This window comes from Pseudomonas bubulae, assembly GCF_900618535.1.
In the GTDB taxonomy this organism is placed as follows: domain Bacteria; phylum Pseudomonadota; class Gammaproteobacteria; order Pseudomonadales; family Pseudomonadaceae; genus Aquipseudomonas; species Aquipseudomonas bubulae.
Window position 1 is genome coordinate 823,901 of record NZ_UYJA01000001.1, and the last position, 17,026, is coordinate 840,926.

Sequence of the window (17,026 nt, forward strand, 5' to 3'; positions counted from 1 at the left end):
CCATGCCTTATACCGCTCCTAGTTGATGCAGGCGCTGGATCTCGTCCGCGCCATAACCCAGTTCACCCAGCAGGCTGTCGGTGTGCTGGCCCAGACCGGGAACCGCCTCCATACGCGGCTCGAAAGCGGTGTTGCACCCCGGTGGCAGCAGCGCAGGCAACTTGCCCGCCGGGCTGTCCACTTCGCGCCAGCGTTTACGGGCGGCCAGTTGCGGATGAGCCCACACACCGGCCATATCGTTGACATGGGCATTGGCAATCGATGCCCCGTCGAGCCGGGCAATCACTTCATCGGCACCCATGCTGGCAAAGGTTTCAACAATGATGGCGCGCAACTCGCTACGGTTTTCTGAACGCCGTGCATTGGCATTAAAGCGCGGGTTGCTCGCCAGGTCTGGCTGTAGCAACACCCTGTCGCAAAATTGCTGCCATTCGCGTTCATTCTGCAGGCCAAGCATCACCGTGCCGCCATCGCCGGTGGGGAACGGGCCATAGGGGTAGATGGTGGCATGCGCGGCCCCCGCCCGCGGCGGGGGCGCGGCACCGTCGTAGGCGTAATACAGCGGGTAGTTCATCCACTCCACCAGGCTTTCGAGCATCGACACATCGATGCGGCTGCCCTCCCCGGTCTTGTCCCGCAGCAGCAGCGCCGAAAGCACTCCGGTGTAGGCATACATGCCTGCAGCGATATCGGCAATCGAGCAACCGGCCTTGGCCATGTCATGTTCATCCGGCCCGCCGGTCACCGACAAAAACCCGCCTTCACTCTGGATCAGCAGGTCGTAAGCCTTTTTCTGCTCGTAGGGTCCGCCTTCGCCATAACCGGAAATATCGCAGACGATCAACCGCGGGAAACGCTCATGCAGGGTTGCAAACGACAACCCCATGCGTTCTGCTGCTCCCGGCGCCAGGTTCTGTACCAGCACATCGGCCGTGGCCAGCAGCTTGTCGAGCACGTCCGCAGCTTGCTGCTGCTTGACGTTGAGGGTCAGGCTTTCCTTGGAGCGGTTGGTCCAGACAAAGTGCGAGGCCAGACCATTGACCCGCCCGTCATAGTCGCGGGCAAAGTCGCCGGAGCCGGGGCGCTCGATCTTGATCACCCGTGCACCGAGGTCAGCCAGCTGGCGGGTGCAAAACGGCGCGGCGATAGCGTGCTCCAGGCTGATCACGGTAATACCGTCCAGCGGCCGGGGTTTGTGCGCGGTGGCGGTCATGATGGTCTCCCGATGCAGGTCAGTACACTCAAGTCGTCAAGATGGCGCAGGTGCCAGACCTGCTCGAGCAGCCCGCTGGCCTGTTCGTCGCTACGCGCTCCCGAGAAGGCCAGCAGGCGGCGAAACTTGTCTTCCAGTTCGGCGCGGCTCAACGTATTGCCCGGGTCGCCCCTGGGCTCATCGATGCTGCCCTGCAGGCTGCGCCCCTGCACCGTGGTCACCAGCACCCGGCCCAGCCAGCGTTGTGGATACGCATCGTCAACGTCGTTATCGAGGACCATGCGCACCTTGTCGCGAAACGCGCCAACGCGCGCATCGCTCAGCGCATGTTGATGAAACTCGGGCAAGCCGGCCTTGCCATAGACGGCAATCAGGCCCAGCACCGTGCCCATGGAAAACTTGGCCTGGTGCACGCTCTGCGGCACCTCTACGCGGCCCAATACATCGATGGCGGCTTGATGGACGCGGGTGGTGACACTGGCAATGTCCTCTGCTCCAAGCCCCTCCCGTTGCATCAACGCCAGCAGCGCATCGGCCGCCGGGTGGGTGTGGCGGCACGAGGCGTGAAACTTGAACGAAGTCTCCGTCAGCGCCCAGCGGCTGCCCAGGCGATCGGACAGGCACGCCGGGTTGGCGTCGCTGGACATGCCGGCAGCCATGCCCTGCTCACCCTCAAGAATATTTTGCGCACCGCTCAGACCCTCGCCCGTCAGGTAAGCAGCCAGCAAACCATCAGCGGCGGCCTTGGCGGTATGCAGCTGCTTGGAGTCCGCGGCATCGCGCAGAAACTCCCACAGGCCCGCGGCCTGGGTCCCGGCAGTGCCCAGCAGGTGGGTGAACTGCTGCGGGTTGAACCCCATCAGCTTGCCGACCCCCACCGCTGCCGCCAGGGTGCCGACCGTAGCCGTGGTGTGAAAGATGCGGTAATGCGAACGGCCAAGAAACTCACCGATGCGAATGCCCGCTTCATAACCGGCGACGGCGGCGACAATCAGATCGCGACCCGATTTTCCCAGGTCCTGTGCCGCCGCCAGCACCGCAGGAAACACCACGGTCGCCGGGTGCAGCACGGAGCTGTTATGCAGGTCGTCCTGCTCCACCAAATGGGAGCTGGCGCCATTGACCAGCGCGGCAAAATACGCCGAGGTGGTCTGGCCATTGACCAGAATACCGGCAGGCCCGGTGCCCGGGCCCATCTTCGCCACGTAGCGTTCAAACAACGGGATCGGGTGCGCGCCCTGACTGGCCAGGGCCGATCCCAGCCAGTCGAGAAACAGCTCTTCAGTACGGCTGATAACGGCTTCGGGTAATTGCTGGTAATCCAGGCTGGCCAAAAAACGGGTGAGCGCTTGCGTGTGCTGACTCATGCCGCGCTCTCCACTCGATTGGACAACTCGATCAGGTTCAGATCCGGGTCACGCAGGTAAATCGAGCGAATCGGCCCCTGGGCACCGGTGCGCATGACCGGCCCCTCGAGGATGGCAACACCCAGGCCGTGCAGCTGCTCGATCACAGCATCCAATGGGGTCGCGACGATAAAACACAGGTCTGCCGAACCCGGCAGTGGCTGGCTGGCCTTGGGCTCGAACTCGGCCCCGGCCTGGTGCAGGTTGATCTTTTGCTGGCCGAACCCAAGGGCATGGCGGCCCTGACCGAACACCACGGGCTGCATGCCCAGCACCCGGCTGTAAAAATCCAGACTTGTGGGGATATCCCGTACTGTCAGGACCAGATGGTCCAGATGACTGATCTGCATGTTCTGTCTCCGTTAATTAAAAGGAACGCGGCAACTCGAGCAGATGCTCGGCCACATAGGACAGGATCAGGTTGGTGGAGATGGGCGCCACCTGGTACAGACGGGTCTCGCGAAACTTGCGCTCGACGTCATACTCATTGGCAAAACCGAAACCGCCGTGGGTTTGCAGGCAGGCATTGGCCGCTTCCCAGCTGGCCTTGGCTGCCAGGTACTTGGCCATATTGGCCGCCGCCCCGGCTTTACCCCCACTGTCGTATTCTTCGCAGGCGCGCCAGCGCATCAGGTCGGCGGCTTCCAGCTCGATATGGGCTTCGGCAATCGGGAACTGTACGCCCTGGTTCTGCCCGATCGGACGACCGAATACCACACGATCGCGGGCGTACTGTGCAGACTTTTCATTGAACCAGCGGCCATCACCGATGCATTCAGCGGCGATCAGCGTGCGCTCGGCATTGAGCCCGTCGAGGATATAACGAAAGCCCTTGCCCTCTTCGCCGATCAGGCTGCTGGCGGGGATTACCAGGTTGTCGAAAAACAGCTCGTTGGTCTCGTGATTGACCATATTGGCAATCGGCTGCACGGTCAGGCCGTTGCCGATGGCTTCGCGCAGATCGACGAGAAAGATCGACATGCCGTCGGCTTTTTTCTGCACGTCGGCCAACGGCGTGGTGCGGGCCAGCAGGATCATCAGGTCGGAATGCTGAACCCGTGAAATCCACACCTTCTGGCCATTGATCACATACGTGTCGCCCTGGCGCACGGCAGTGGTCTTGATCTTCGTGGTGTCGGTGCCCGTGGTTGGCTCGGTCACTGCCATCGACTGCAAACGCAGCTCGCCACTGGCCAGCCGGGGCAGGTAATAACTTTTTTGCGCCTCGCTGCCGTGACGCAGCAAGGTAAACATATTGTACATCTGGCCATGCACGGTGCCGGAGTTGCCGCCACAGTGGTTCACTTCCTCAAGAATCACCGAGGCCTCAGCCAGCCCCAGGCCCGAACCGCCGTAGTGCTCGGGGATCATCGCCGACAACCAGCCGGCTTCGGTCATGGCGGCGACAAAGGCTTCAGGAAAGCCCTTGTCTTCGTCAATCTTGCGCCAGTACTCGGCTGGAAACTCCGCACACAGGGCGCGGACACCCTCGCGAATGGCGTTATAGTCTTCGTTCAGATACGGATTCATTAGCGCTCCTTGTTGTCGTTATTAGTCGAAGCTCACTTCGCCCTGCTGGGCGATACCCTCTGCGTTGCCCACCCACAACTCGGCTTTGCCCGCCGCCACGACACGCCCCCGCAGCACAAAGGGCTGAGGTGCAATCAACGGCCGCACGCCGCGATAGGCAAAGCGCCGCACTTGGGCCTGGGGATTGGCGCGGCAAAAAGCGCGCAGGCTGAGGGTGGCCATCAGCGGCCCGTGTACCACCAGCCCCGGGTAGCCTTCCGTTGCGGTCGCATAAGGCCAGTCGTAATGGATGCGATGGCCATTGAAGGTGACCGCCGAGTAGCGGAACAGCAAGGTGGGGCTCGGCGTGATCGACTCCTGCCAGATGCCCGCAGGCAAGGGCTCGCCCTCTGCCAGCTTGGGCGGGGTTGGTTCGCGGTAGACAATGTCCTGTTCTTCGCGAATGGCCAGTTGGCCGTCCTGCAGATAATCATGCTGGACAGTGACAAACAGCAGCGAGCCGGTTTTACCGAGTTTTTCCCGAACATCGAGAATAGTGGAAAAACGCGTCGCCCTGGCATCCACCCTGAGCGGAGTAAAGAACTCGACACGCCCGCCCGCCCACATGCGGTTGCGGTTGTGGGCCGGAGGCAAAAAGCCGCCCCGGGCCGGGTGACCATCATCACCCAGCCCCTGTTCCTCTACCGTGGGCTGAAAGAAACACCACTGCCACAACGCCGGCAGAGGCTCCCCGGCCTGCGGCACCTTCTCACCGAAGGTCGCGGCGATACGGGTGACCAGGTTCAGGCTAAGAACGTCATGGATTTCTTCAGTACGACCGATCCAGTCGGCCAGTGCGTTATCGCTCATCGGTGATTGCCCCGTGGCTTGTTATTTTGGCCATGATTGCCAAAAGCCGGGCGATCTGTGAATCTGCGTTTCGGTAAGGGGGCGTTCGGTTTTACTTAACGCTCAAGCCCAACGGAAATCAGCCATGCATTTTGATCTTGTCGACCTGCGCCTGTTTATTCATATCGCCGAATCCCCCAGCCTCACCCAGGGTGCGCGCAAGGCGTTTATCTCGCCGCCAGCCGCCAGTGCACGGATCAAGAGCCTGGAAGAGAACCTGGCCAGCCGCCTGTTGTACCGCGACAGCCGCGGGGTTGAACTGACCCCCGCCGGTGAACTGTTCTTGCACCATGCGCGGATGATCATGCGCCAGGTGGACTATATGAAAAGCGAGTTCACCGAGTACGACACCGACGCGTCGGGGCATATCAGGATCTTTGCCAACACCACGGCAGCCACGGAATTCTTGCCCGGTATCCTGGCCGGTTTTCTTGCCGAACGCCCAGGTGTGACAGTGGACCTGCAAGAGCGCCTGAGCCGCGATATCGTCCGCGGGGTCATGGATGGCTCAACCGATATGGGCATCATCGCCGGTCCGGTCGAGGCTGACAGCCTGCAGGTCATCCACTTCAGCACCGACCAATTGATCCTGGTCACCTCACTGGATCACCCCCTGGCCCGCTCCAGGTCGATCAAGCTGGCCGAAACCCTGGCCTATCCGCATATCGGCCTGCACGAAGGCACTACCCTGCTGCGATTTTTAAATGAGCAGGTCGCCCTGCACGGCAATACCCTGAACATGCGCATCAAGGTCTACAGCTTCGAAGCGATGTGCCGGATGGTCGAAGCCGGGGTGGGTATCGCCATCCTGCCGGAGTCTTCGGCCCGTCGTCACCAGCAGACCATGGGCCTGTCGGTGATCGAACTGGACGAGCCCTGGCGGGTGCGCGAACGCAGCATTCTGGTGCGCGACCTGCAGGCACTGCCCAAGGTGACCCGGGCCTTGATCAACAGGGTGCTGGAGCATCACAAGAGCGTTGAGCCAGGCAATTAGTCCTGCACCGATATCCTTGGCCAGCGATCAGACCCGGCATGCGATAAGCCGTCAGATCAGCCTTGCGGTGCAGCGCATCGACTCTGGTTGCGGTAATGCTGCGGGCCGATGCCCAAGTGCTTGTGAAACCCTCGCCGCATACGCTCTTCCCGACCAAAACCTGCGGTTTCGGCTATCCGCTTGATCGGCTCGCTGGTGGTTTTCAGCATCTGGCAGGCAGCTTCAATACGTAAGAGCTCTACCGCATGTGCAGGTGTATGGCCAGTAGTGGCCACGTAGGCACGGGCAAAGTGGCGCGCACTCATGCCAAATTGCTCCGCCAGTATTTCCACACGCAGGTCGCTTTGCAGGTTGGCTGCAATCCAGGCATGCAGACGCACCAGGCGCACGTCAGGGGCGGTACGCAAGGCCAGGGACTGGGCATTGAGCGAAGCGCTGAGCTGGGGTTGAGCCGCCGAGCGCCATACGAAAACGGTGAAATAGCGCGCCAGCTCCAATGCCGCATGGGGGCCGAGATCCTGCTCCACCAGCCCCAGCGCCAGGTCGATACCGGCAGCAGCTCCCGCGCACGTCCACAGATTCGCGTCATGCAGGTACAACCCTTCAGTCTGGCACTGGAGCGCCGGGTAGCGGGCTTGCAGTTCTTCGGCAAACTTCCAGTGGGTCACCACCTTGCGCCCCTCAAGCAGACCGGCAGCGGCCAAGGCGAATGTACCAGTACCTATGGAACACAGCCTGCGTACGGCCGTGGCGCGGCGGCGCAACCAGCTGCACACAGGTACGCTGGCTTCAAGTGCTGCCACACCCGGCCCCCCTGCCACGATCAGGGTGTCGATAACGTCCGCTTGCTGGTCGATCTGTTCCAGGGACAGTGTATTGACGCTGATCCCGGAAACCGAGGTTATCTGGCCTCCCATGGGCGATACGAGCAACAGCCGATAAGGTGGATCGCTGGCAAAAGTGCCGCCCAACAGCCGCGGTATCGCGGCGAAGACCTCAAGTGGCCCCGCGGCGTTGAGCAACAACAGCTCATCGAATGCCAGCACCACCACCGTACGCGGCGTGGCGCCCGGCATGGCAGCAAAAGAGGGGTGTTTGGCATGGAGCGCCACGGTTTGCCTCGACATACTCGATTCCACGCACACAGGGGAGACCGACAATGCTCCCCTGCCGCGCACAATACCAGTGGAACCTAGTGGGAGTGGCACCATGTCAAAACTGCACAACACCACCCTGAAGCGCCACAAGACCGGTCTGGTCGGCGTCGACCACGCCCGTAGCGCCGGTGGCTACACACTGTTCGCCCCGCAAACGGCAGATGGCAATGTATTCCTGATCGATCTGGAAGGCGAAATCGTACACCGCTGGAAGCTGCCCTGGCGCCCCGGCCGCGACGCCGTAATACTGCGCAACGGCAACCTGGGATACAACGGCAACCACCCCGACTCGCCAGAGTTGTTTACGGGCTGGTCAGTCTGGCACGGCGGCGCCTTCAGCGAAGTCACTGCCGAGGGAGAAGTGGTCTGGGAACACACTGACCTGATGCACCATCACGATGCCCAATGGCTGGACAACGGTCATCTGCTCTACACCACCGTTGAACCGCTGAGCCCGCAGCTGGCCGCGCGCGTGGTGGGTGGCATTCCTGGCAGCGAAGCACCCGGCGGGGTGATCTATGCCGATGTGGTCAAAGAAGTCGACCGCCAGGGCCATGTGGTGTGGGAGTGGCGCAGCTGGGAGCACCTGCGCCCTGAAGACTATCCGCTGCATGATGCGTTTGAGCGCTACCACTGGCCGATGACCAACGCCGTCTCGCCGGGCCGCGATGGCAAGATCATTCTCAGCCTGCGCAGCGTCTCTGCGGTGATTGCCATTTCGCGCAGCAGCAGTAAGGTGCTGTGGCGCCTGGGCCATGATCTGGTTGCGCAACAGCACTGCCCGAGCGAGCTGGAAAACGGCAACGTGCTGGTATTCGACAACGGCATCTTTCGGCCACATACCAGCATGCCGCACTCACGAATACTGGAAATAGAGCCACTGAGCCAACAGATCGTGTGGCAGTACGCCGATACCCCGGGCTATGCCTTTTTCACCCCGTTCATGGGCGGCGCGCAACGCCTGCACAACGGCAATACGCTGGTGACCGAGGCCAATTTTGGTCGACTGTTTGAAATCACGCCGACGGGAGAAGTGGTCTGGGAATATATCAATCCCTTCTTTGCCCCGTACCCGGATGCAGCCTCCAGAGCCTATCTGCCGGGTGAAAACAACGCGATCTTCCGCGCGCACCGTTATCAGCGCCGGGAAATACCATGGTTGGTTGTAACATAAAAAGCTAAAAGCCCCTCACCACGCCTCTCCCGGAGGGAGAGGCGTGGTGAGGGGCTTTTGATCTTTGACAACCTGCGGGATGAGGCGACCGGAAATCAATTCCGCTCGAGTGCATTCACCAGATCATGGAAAGCTTCACGGTTGGAGTCGTTGAGCCCCATCAGAATCTTGTGCGCTTCCAGCACTTTTACCCGCACAACTTCTTCTGTCTGATCCTGCGAAGGCAGGTCGGTCAGGCAATCCGGGCAAGGGATCGGCTTGCCGATGATGTTGAACACCTGATCGAAGCCCATCGACTCCAGCAGCCGGGTGATGTCTTCGTGGGTGGTGACAACAGTCGGTAACAGGCCTGTTTTTTGGCGCGACAATATCGACAGTTTCGCCAGCAAACCCAAGGTGGTGCTGTCGATACTGCGGGTTTCGGTGAGGTCAATCACGATGGCATTGAAATTCAACGCCGTGAAAATCCTCTCGATCGTCGCATCCAGTGCCGAACACAACGTCAGACGCACTTCACCCACAAACTTCAGGACAAAAGTGCCGTCCTGTTCGGCGAACTGAATTCTACCGGTACTCATTTAAGATTCCTGCTCAACACCAACAAGGCGATATCATCCGGCATCTCCCCTAGCGTAGCTAATCCAAACACTTTGCGCAGACCATCCAGGCTGCCGCCTGCTGCTTTCACCCGTTGCGGCAAAGCAGCTTCTTTCTCTTTGAGCGTCGGCTCGGTCAAAAGATCCAGGATACCGTCAGACATCAGAGTCAGGCTGAAAGCTTCAGGCAATTTCATAACCTGGTCTTCATAGGTGGCTTCGTTGAACAGGCCAACGGGCAAACCCCGCCCTTCCAGATAACGGACACTGTCTGGAGTGTAGAGCACCGGCAGCGGCAAGTGCCCGCCAATGCTATAGGTCAGCTCGCCGCTTTCTTCATTGATCACACCGCCCACCATGGTCACGTGCTTGCCCAGCTTGCAGTTGATCAGACCACGGTTGATATGCCCAAGCACTTCGGAGGGCTTGAACTCCGGCAAGGTGCCATTGCGCTTGGACTCGAACAGCAGGCGCGTGGTCATGAACTTGAGCAGCACCGTGACAAAGGCCGAAGAGGCGCCGTGCCCGGAAACATCCGCCAGATAAAAAGCGACCCGATGCTCGTCAACCCGGAAGTAGTCGACAAAATCCCCGGACAGATACAGTGACGGGATGATCTTGTGGGCAAAACTGAACTCATCAGTGGTCCAGGGGCTGACCGGCAGCATGTTCATCTGCACCTGCCGGCCGGCGTTCTGGTCTTCCTGCAGCAAATGCAGGCTGGCTTCCAGTTCCCGGTTGGCCGACTCCAGCTTCTCACGGTAGCGCTGGTTCTCAAGCTGCAACCGCGCACGATCCAGAGCTCGGTGAACCGAATGCTCCAGCACGGCAAGGTCTTCCAGCGGCTTGATCAGGTAGTCGGCAGCGCCAAGGCGCAAAGCCTCGACCACATCGCTCATCACGCCTGCGCCCGAGATGACGATCACCGGCGTTTGCGCCGACCGCTGGGCAACCTGGCGAATCACCTCCAGGCCACTCATTTGCGGCATGCGCAGGTCACAGATGATCAGATCTGGCTGCTCTTGCTCGAACATCTGAAGGCCTTGCAAGCCATTATTGGCCTGAAGGACGCTGAAGCCGCTGTCTTCCAAGTAGGCCGCCAGACTTGCGCGTACTACCTGGTCGTCATCAATGATCAGCAGCGTGGCACTGGTTTTTTGCATGTGGGCAAATGGCGCCAGAATTAGGTTGTCGTTGAAGCTCGTAAACGTCGGGCTCAACAACTGAAATGGCTTGTGAACATCCCTGATTCAAATCGACTGTATTGCTCGATCCTACAAAGGTGCCCGTGTAAGGCGCAGACGGTACTCCCATCCGCGGGGTGTTTCAAGCTCAGGCCGATAGCGGCTTGAGGTGTTCGTCACGTTAAATTACTGCGGGTTATAAGAACCACGTTTACGGCAACTAAAACCTTGGTAACAAAGGCCGCAAAGCCGATTGATTCTCATCTGCACCCATACAAAAAACGGCCACAAGGGCCGTTTTTTGCGCATCGGTCAAAAGACTCAGAAGTCGTCGACAACCTGCCCGTCCTTGACCTTGAATTCACGGCTTTGCAGATACGCATTGCGGATAAAGATGTATTTATCCCCTGTGATCAATTTTTCGGCCGACAGCAGATTGGCGCGGGCATCGATGATTTTCATCCCGGCAACGGTGTTACGTGCTGAAACGTCATGCATGTAGCGGTAAGGTTCGGCATAGGAGTCCGGGTAGATGCCCAGGGCATCTCGCACCGTACTTGGGCCCAGCAGCGGCAATACAAGGTAAGGGCCACTGCTCAGCCCCCAGTAGCCAAGGGTCTGGCCAAAGTCTTCGTCGTTGCGCTGCAGGCCCATCTTGGTGCCCACATCAAAGAAGCCGCCGACACCGATAATGGTGTTCATCAGCAAACGGGCGGTATCCACGCCCGCAGCGTGGGGTTTTACCTGCAGCACGTTGTTGGCCAGGTTGCGCACGTCACCGACGTTGCGGTACATATTGTGGATGCCATCCTCCAGAAACTGCGGAGTGATGAACTGGTAGCCCTGGGCAATCGGCTTCAGGGCATAGGTGTCGAGGGTGTCGTTAAACTTGAACACAACGCGGTTAAACCCTTCCCACGGGTCATCCTCGGTGGCGGCATTGGCAGCAAACGGCATCATGGCCACACCGGCACAGACAAACAATGGGGCGAGACGAACAGTCCAGCGCATAGCAAAACTCCCTGAAGTTACTCAACACTTGGGCGCTATGCCCTGAGTCTGAACATCAGTATAACGGCAAATGGCTTTTAGGCAGCCCCCAAGCAATCGCCTAAACAGACTTGTATAAAAGATAGACGTTCCCCCCGCTGCCGATTCTTTTAAATCCACCCGCCTGAACGACAAAAACACGCACCGGGGATTTTGATAGAGATCATGCACTTCGCCCGCGAGTGGATTAATCTAGAGACAGACCTTTTGCTCACTTCGAAGGTCTACACCAGAGCCTATCAATAAAGGATGAATGCTATGCCTGCCCGCGATCTGCAAGAACAACTCAATACCTTGCGCGAGCAACTGGAACAGAACCCGCCGCTCACCCAGGAAGAGCGTGAACACTTGAACCAGCTCGCCACACAAATCCAGGCTCAGATCGACATCGAAAAAGCGACCAACGATTCCAGCCTTGCCGACAGCGTCAACCTCGCTGTAGAGCGCTTTGAGGTCGATCATCCCACTCTCGCCGTTACCCTGCGCAGCATCGTGCAAACCTTGGGCAATATCGGCATCTGATTTCCGGTAACCCCCAGAAACAAAAAAGCCCCGACTCATTGCACATGAGCCGGGGCTTTGTTTTGCAACTCAGGCTGTCAAAGCCCTGATTGACCGCTCAACGCCAGGTCCAGCAGCTCGCGGTTGGCCACCGCGTACATGGCATAGTCGCTGCCGGTGGCGGCACGCAGATCCACCAGCATCGAGCGCCAGCGCTCAACCATCGAGTGGTTCTGTTCAAGCCACAGCGCCAGCCGTGCCTCGATACTTTCCCCGGCCTCGGTCATCTGCAACACCGAAATGGTAATTGCCCGCTGCTGCCAGTCGATATCGTCGCGGAACGCCTCGCGGGCCAGGGCCTGCCAGTTGTTCTCCACCGGCAGGTTGCTGATCTGCTGCAAGTACCAGGTCAGGTCCAGCGCACTGCCCACGGCGAAGTACGTCTTGGCCACATCCGCAGCATTTTGCCCGGTGACATCCGAAGCCTCGATAATCGGCAACAGGGTATACAGGTGCGTGGTACCCGCTACCATGCGCGCCAGCAACTCCGGCACGCCCGCCTCGACGTAGGCCTGATAGCGGGTCTGCCAGCCTTCGCGGGTCGGCCCTTCCAGCAGTTCGTCGAGCTTGAGGCCCAATGCCGCCAGATGCGGGCCGAAATGCGCCACATCCCGTGCAGCATCCAGCTCGTTACGACGGCTGCGCAGGAACCAGCGTGTAGCGCGGCGCCCCAGACGCATCAACTCATCCATCAGTGCCAGCTGGATTTCAGCCGGTACCTGATAGTCCAGCGCCTCGATCTGCCGGAACCAGTGCGGCAGGTGGAAAATATCACGCACGATGACGTAGGCGCCGGCCACGTTGGCAGCACTCATCCCCGTCGACTCTTTCAGGCGCTCGACAAAGGTGATGCCCATATGGTTGACCAGATCGTTGGCAATCTGGGTGCTGACGATTTCACGCTTCAGGCGATGGCGACGCATGGCTTCGGCAAATTTGCTCACCAGCATCGGCGGGAACGCGGTTTCCATGTCCCGGGTCAGGTAGTCGTCATCCGGCACCCGGGAGTTGAGCAGCGCCTCTTTAAGGTCGATCTTGCTGTACGAGATCAGCACCGACAGCTCGGCACGGGTCAGGCCGTGGCCCGCCGCTACGCGCTCGTTGAGCTGCTCTTCTGACGGCAGGAACTCGATGGCACGGTCCAGCTTGCCACGGGCTTCCAGATCGTTCATCAGGCGCTTGTATTCGGCAATCCGCTCATAGGCCTTGCGCGCGGCCAGCGAAATGGCCTGGGTCTGCTTGTAGTTGTTGCCCAGGACCAGGCCGCCCACCTCATCGGTCATGCTGCCCAGCAGCTGGTTACGCTGCTTCTCGGTCATATCGCCGGCCTGCACCACTTCATTGAGCAGGATCTTGATATTCACTTCGTGGTCAGAGCAGTCCACACCGCCGGCATTATCGATAAAGTCGGTGTTGGAGCCGCCGCCATTGAGGTTGAACTCGACACGGCCCAGCTGGGTCATGCCCAGGTTGCCGCCCTCGCCTACCACCTTGCAGCGCAGCTCATTGCCGTTGACCCGTAATGCATCATTGGCCTTGTCGCCGACATCGGCATGGCTTTCGCTACTGGCCTTGACGTAGGTGCCGATACCGCCGTTCCACAGCAGGTCCACCGGGGCCTTGAGCAAGGCATTGAGCAGTTCGGTGGGGGTCAGCCTGTCAGCGGTAATCGCGAAGCGCTCTTTCATCTGCGCGGAGATGGCGATGCTTTTCGCGCTGCGCGAGAAGATCCCGCCGCCCGCCGACATGATGCCGGTGTCGTAGTCCGACCACGCCGAACGCGGCAGATCGAACAGGCGCTGACGCTCGGCGAAGCTGCTGGCAGGCTCCGGGTTCGGGTCGATAAAGATATGCAGGTGGTTGAACGCCGCGACCAGTTGCAACTGATCGGACATCAGCAGGCCGTTGCCGAACACGTCACCGGCCATATCTCCGATACCGACCACGCTGATGCTGTCTTTCTGAACGTTGATCCCGCGCTCTTTAAAGTGACGCTGCACGCCAACCCAGGCACCTTTGGCGGTAATGCCCATCTTTTTATGGTCATAACCGGCCGAACCGCCCGAAGCGAACGCATCGCCCAGCCAGAAGCCGTAATCGATGGCAATGCCGTTGGCGATATCGGAGAAGGTCGCGGTGCCCTTGTCGGCAGCCACCACCAGGTACGGGTCATCATCATCGTGACGGACCACGTTCAACGGCGGTACCAATGCGCCGTCTTTCAAGTTGTCGGTGATGTCCAGCAGGCCGGAAATAAAGATCCGGTAGCAGGCAATCGCCTCGGCCTGGATTTCATCACGGCCGCCGCCCAGCGGCAGGCGGCGCGGCACGAAGCCGCCTTTGGCACCCACCGGCACAATGACCGAGTTTTTCACTTGCTGGGCTTTTACCAGGCCCAGCACTTCGGTGCGGAAGTCTTCTTCACGGTCCGACCAGCGCAAGCCGCCACGGGCCACGTTGCCGAAGCGCAAGTGCACGCCTTCAACCCGCGGCGAGTAGACGAAGATTTCAAACTTCGGCACCGGCCTTGGCAGCTCGGGGATCAGGTGCGGGTTGAACTTGAAGCTGAAGTAGGAACGGTTGTGACCGTTGCCATCCGGCTGGTAGAAGTTGGTGCGCAACGTGGCTTTGATCAAGTCCAGGTAACGACGCAGGATGCGGTCTTCGTTGAGCACCTGCACATCGTCCAGCGCTGTCAGGATCGCCTGTTCCAGACGCAGCTGCTTGTCTTCGAGGTCTTCGGCCGTCAGCTTGCGCGCCAGGTAGAAGCGGGTCTTGAACAGCCGGGTCAACTCGCGGGCGATGTCGGTGTGGTTGTTCAGGGTGCTGGCGATATAACCCAGGTCAAAACCCAGGCGAATCTGCTTCAGGTAACGCGCGTACGCACGCAGCAGCGCCACGTCGCGCCATGGCAGGCCGGCAGTCAGTACCAGGCGGTTGAACGCATCGTTCTCGGCATCGCCGCGTACGATATGCACGAACGCATCCTGCAGCGTGTCGTTGAGTTGCTGGATATCCAGGTTCAAGCCTTCGCCAGCGGTAAAGGCGAAGTCATGGATCCAGAACTCACGGCCATTGGCATGCCGCAAACGGTACGGGAACTCGCCCAGCACGCGCAGGCCGAGGTTCTCCAGAATCGGCAGGACATCGGACAGGGCCAGCGGCGTATCGGCGTGATACAGCTTGCAATGCAGCTCCTGACCGGCACTTTGCCCCAGCGGCTGATAGAAACTCATCACCAGCGGGTTCTTTTCGCTGAGGTTCATCAGATGCTGCATGTCGACCACGGCCGAATGTGCAGCAAAGCGCTCGCGATAGCCTGCCGGGAAACCTTTGGGGAAATCGGCCAGCACCTTGGTGCCATTGGCCTCGCCAAAGCTTTCGACCACCAGGCTGGCGTAGTCGTCCTGCCAGCTGCGGCAGGCCTGGACCACTTCTTTTTCCAGCAACAGCGGGTCGATATCGATGCGGTTTTTCGGGTCAACCCGCAGAATCAGCTGCACGCGGGCCAGCACCGACTCCGAGAAGAAGGTCCAGAACTCGCAATCCGACGCCTGCAGACGCTCCATCAGCACCTGCTGGATTTTCTGCCGCACTTCGGTGGAGTAGATATCCCGCGGTACGTAGGCCAGGCAATAGCAGAAGCGGCCGTACGGGTCCTTGCGCAGGAACACGCGAATCTTGTTGCGCTCCTGGATTTGCACGATCGACATCACGGTGTTGAACAGTTCGTCCACCGGAGTCTGGAACAGGTCGTCACGGGGCAGGACTTCCACCACCTGAGCCAGTTCCTTGCCCAGGTGAGCCTTGGCCTGGAAGCCCGAGCGGCGCTCGATTTCTGCCACCTTGCGACGAATATAAGGGATCACCCGCACGCTCTCGCCGTACACCGAAGAGGTGTACAGGCCCATAAAGCGGCACTCCTTGATGACCTTGCCGCTGGCATCGATCTGGCGAATCGACACATAGTCCGGGTACGCCGGGCGATGCACGCGGCTCGGGTGCGCGGCCTTGGCGAACGACAGCAGGGTCGGCTCGCGCAGGTAGCTGACGGCGTAGTCTTCGATACGCAGGTCTTCGGCGGTGAGCCCGGCGCGCAACAGCTTGGTCAGGCCCAGGAACGAGTCGGGGTCATATTCGATATGACCGCCATCGGCATCGTCACGCACCACAAATTCTTCATAGCCCAGGAAGGTGAAGTGGTTGCCCACCAGCCATTCCAGGAAGCTTTTGACTTCGGCTTTCTCATCGGCATCGACGGCGTACTGGCAGTTGTCGACACTGGCCAGCAGTTCCTGCACCTTGGCCTTCATCGGCTCGAAGTCAGCCACGGCAACCCGTACTTCACCCAGAACCTGCTCCAGTTCCTTGCTCAGCACATTCAATTCGGCGGCGTGTGCGCAGCGATCGATTTCCAGGTACATCAGCGACTCTTGCGAGACGCCTTCCCCCGTGGTGCCCTTGGGCAGGATTTCCAGCAACTCGCCTTTGCCGCCGCGACGCACGCTCAACACCGTGGTTTGCAGGGTATGAATGCTGTAACCGCGACGGTTCAGCTCGGTACGCACCGAGTCCACCAGAAACGGCAGGTCGTGGTGCAGGACTTCAACTGCCGTGTGGGTGGACTGCCAGCCGTGGCGCTCGTAGTCGGGGTTGAATACCCGCACTTGCGGCTGGGCCGGGTCGAAACGCTCCAGCAGGCGCCACGCCGACAGCGTGCAGCCGGCGAGGTCGGACATGCGCCGCTGGGTAAGTTCATCCAGAGAAATGATGCCGAAGAATTGCTCAGCGAACAGCGCCACTTGTGGCAGTGCCTGTTCACTGATGTGCTGCGCCAGTGCCGCTTGCAGTTGATGCTGGAAGTCGGCTTTGCTGGCTGCGGTGAAGAACGCCATCTGTGGTACTCCGCTTGGGCTTGTTATTGAGAGAAGCGTCGCGTGTTGTTCCCGCGTGAGGAGGTGAAGCTGGCCGTGACCCACGGGTCACATTCACCTGCAAGGATGGTGATCTACAAAAACGACTGCCGGTTGAACAGGCTGTGTCTTTAGAGATAACAATCACCGCGCAGCTTAACGATTGCGCTGTACGGCCTGCTTACGGTGCGGCGACATATTCGGTCATCGGGACGCAACCGCCAGGGCGGTCATAGAACAACCCTAGCATCGGCAAGCGAAAAACCTTCATAAAAGCACCGTAGTTTCCGTAGCGAGCAACAGAAATGACTGACCATTTGCCCAGTTGTTCCATTCAAACCTGCACAAATCGGTTCAGGC

At 59.8% G+C, this 17,026-nt stretch carries 13 protein-coding genes; 3 read left to right on the forward strand and 10 right to left on the reverse strand.

Translation table 11 applies throughout. The features are described from left to right. Positions 1-7 precede the first annotated feature (7 nt). From PPTH39_RS03560 to PPTH39_RS03580, 5 genes are read right to left on the reverse strand one after another with little or no spacing between them, the layout of a single operon-like run. Positions 8-1,213, reverse strand: coding sequence for a CaiB/BaiF CoA transferase family protein (locus PPTH39_RS03560; RefSeq protein ID WP_130871602.1), 1,206 nt, complete (start codon positions 1,211-1,213; stop codon positions 8-10). Next, positions 1,210-2,580: an MmgE/PrpD family protein gene (locus tag PPTH39_RS03565; protein ID WP_095025855.1), complete on the reverse strand. Its 1,371-nt coding sequence runs from the start codon at positions 2,578-2,580 to the stop codon at positions 1,210-1,212. Before PPTH39_RS03565 ends, PPTH39_RS03560 begins: the two co-directional genes overlap by 4 nt. Further along, positions 2,577-2,969 carry a VOC family protein gene (locus PPTH39_RS03570; protein WP_095018112.1) on the reverse strand — a complete coding sequence of 131 codons (393 nt, stop codon included), beginning with the start codon at positions 2,967-2,969 and terminating at the stop codon, positions 2,577-2,579. The genes PPTH39_RS03565 and PPTH39_RS03570 overlap by 4 nt, the downstream gene beginning before the upstream one ends. A gap of 16 nt (positions 2,970-2,985) precedes the next feature. Beyond that, positions 2,986-4,149 carry an acyl-CoA dehydrogenase family protein gene (locus tag PPTH39_RS03575; protein ID WP_095000532.1) on the reverse strand — a complete coding sequence of 388 codons (1,164 nt, stop codon included), beginning with the start codon at positions 4,147-4,149 and terminating at the stop codon, positions 2,986-2,988. Between the two features lie 21 nt (positions 4,150-4,170). Further along, positions 4,171-4,998 carry an HTD2 family dehydratase gene (locus PPTH39_RS03580; RefSeq protein ID WP_095026873.1) on the reverse strand — a complete coding sequence of 276 codons (828 nt, stop codon included), beginning with the start codon at positions 4,996-4,998 and terminating at the stop codon, positions 4,171-4,173. Positions 4,999-5,122: 124 nt separating this feature from the next. Between PPTH39_RS03580 and PPTH39_RS03585 the strand changes: the two genes are divergently transcribed. Beyond that, positions 5,123-6,031, forward strand: coding sequence for a LysR family transcriptional regulator (locus tag PPTH39_RS03585; RefSeq protein ID WP_130871603.1), 909 nt, complete (start codon positions 5,123-5,125; stop codon positions 6,029-6,031). A gap of 56 nt (positions 6,032-6,087) precedes the next feature. On the opposite strand, the gene PPTH39_RS03590 is transcribed toward PPTH39_RS03585, so the two are convergent. Further along, positions 6,088-7,158: a GlxA family transcriptional regulator gene (locus tag PPTH39_RS03590; RefSeq protein ID WP_130871604.1), complete on the reverse strand. Its 1,071-nt coding sequence runs from the start codon at positions 7,156-7,158 to the stop codon at positions 6,088-6,090. Positions 7,159-7,240: 82 nt separating this feature from the next. On the opposite strand from PPTH39_RS03590, the gene PPTH39_RS03595 reads away from it, so the two are divergent. Further along, positions 7,241-8,362, forward strand: coding sequence for an aryl-sulfate sulfotransferase (locus tag PPTH39_RS03595; RefSeq protein WP_095025858.1), 1,122 nt, complete (start codon positions 7,241-7,243; stop codon positions 8,360-8,362). A gap of 95 nt (positions 8,363-8,457) precedes the next feature. Here the strand turns inward: PPTH39_RS03595 and rssC are convergent, their stop codons facing one another. From rssC to PPTH39_RS03610, 3 genes are all read right to left on the reverse strand, one after another. Further along, positions 8,458-8,940, reverse strand: a complete 483-nt coding sequence (gene rssC / locus PPTH39_RS03600) for an anti-sigma factor antagonist RssC (RefSeq protein WP_095000537.1) — start codon at positions 8,938-8,940, stop codon at positions 8,458-8,460. After that, positions 8,937-10,121, reverse strand: coding sequence for a two-component system response regulator RssB (gene rssB / locus PPTH39_RS03605; RefSeq protein WP_130871605.1), 1,185 nt, complete (start codon positions 10,119-10,121; stop codon positions 8,937-8,939). Before rssB ends, rssC begins: the two co-directional genes overlap by 4 nt. A gap of 342 nt (positions 10,122-10,463) precedes the next feature. After that, positions 10,464-11,153, reverse strand: coding sequence for an MlaA family lipoprotein (locus tag PPTH39_RS03610; protein ID WP_095000539.1), 690 nt, complete (start codon positions 11,151-11,153; stop codon positions 10,464-10,466). 297 nt (positions 11,154-11,450) lie between these two features. On the opposite strand from PPTH39_RS03610, the gene PPTH39_RS03615 reads away from it, so the two are divergent. Further along, the gene (locus PPTH39_RS03615) at positions 11,451-11,714 is read left to right on the forward strand and encodes a DUF4404 family protein (RefSeq protein WP_095000540.1); all 264 of its coding nucleotides are present in this window, start codon (positions 11,451-11,453) and stop codon (positions 11,712-11,714) included. Between the two features lie 77 nt (positions 11,715-11,791). Here the strand turns inward: PPTH39_RS03615 and PPTH39_RS03620 are convergent, their stop codons facing one another. Continuing rightward, the gene (locus PPTH39_RS03620; RefSeq protein WP_095020998.1) at positions 11,792-16,648 is read right to left on the reverse strand and encodes an NAD-glutamate dehydrogenase; all 4,857 of its coding nucleotides are present in this window, start codon (positions 16,646-16,648) and stop codon (positions 11,792-11,794) included. Between the last annotated feature and the right edge of the window lie 378 nt (positions 16,649-17,026).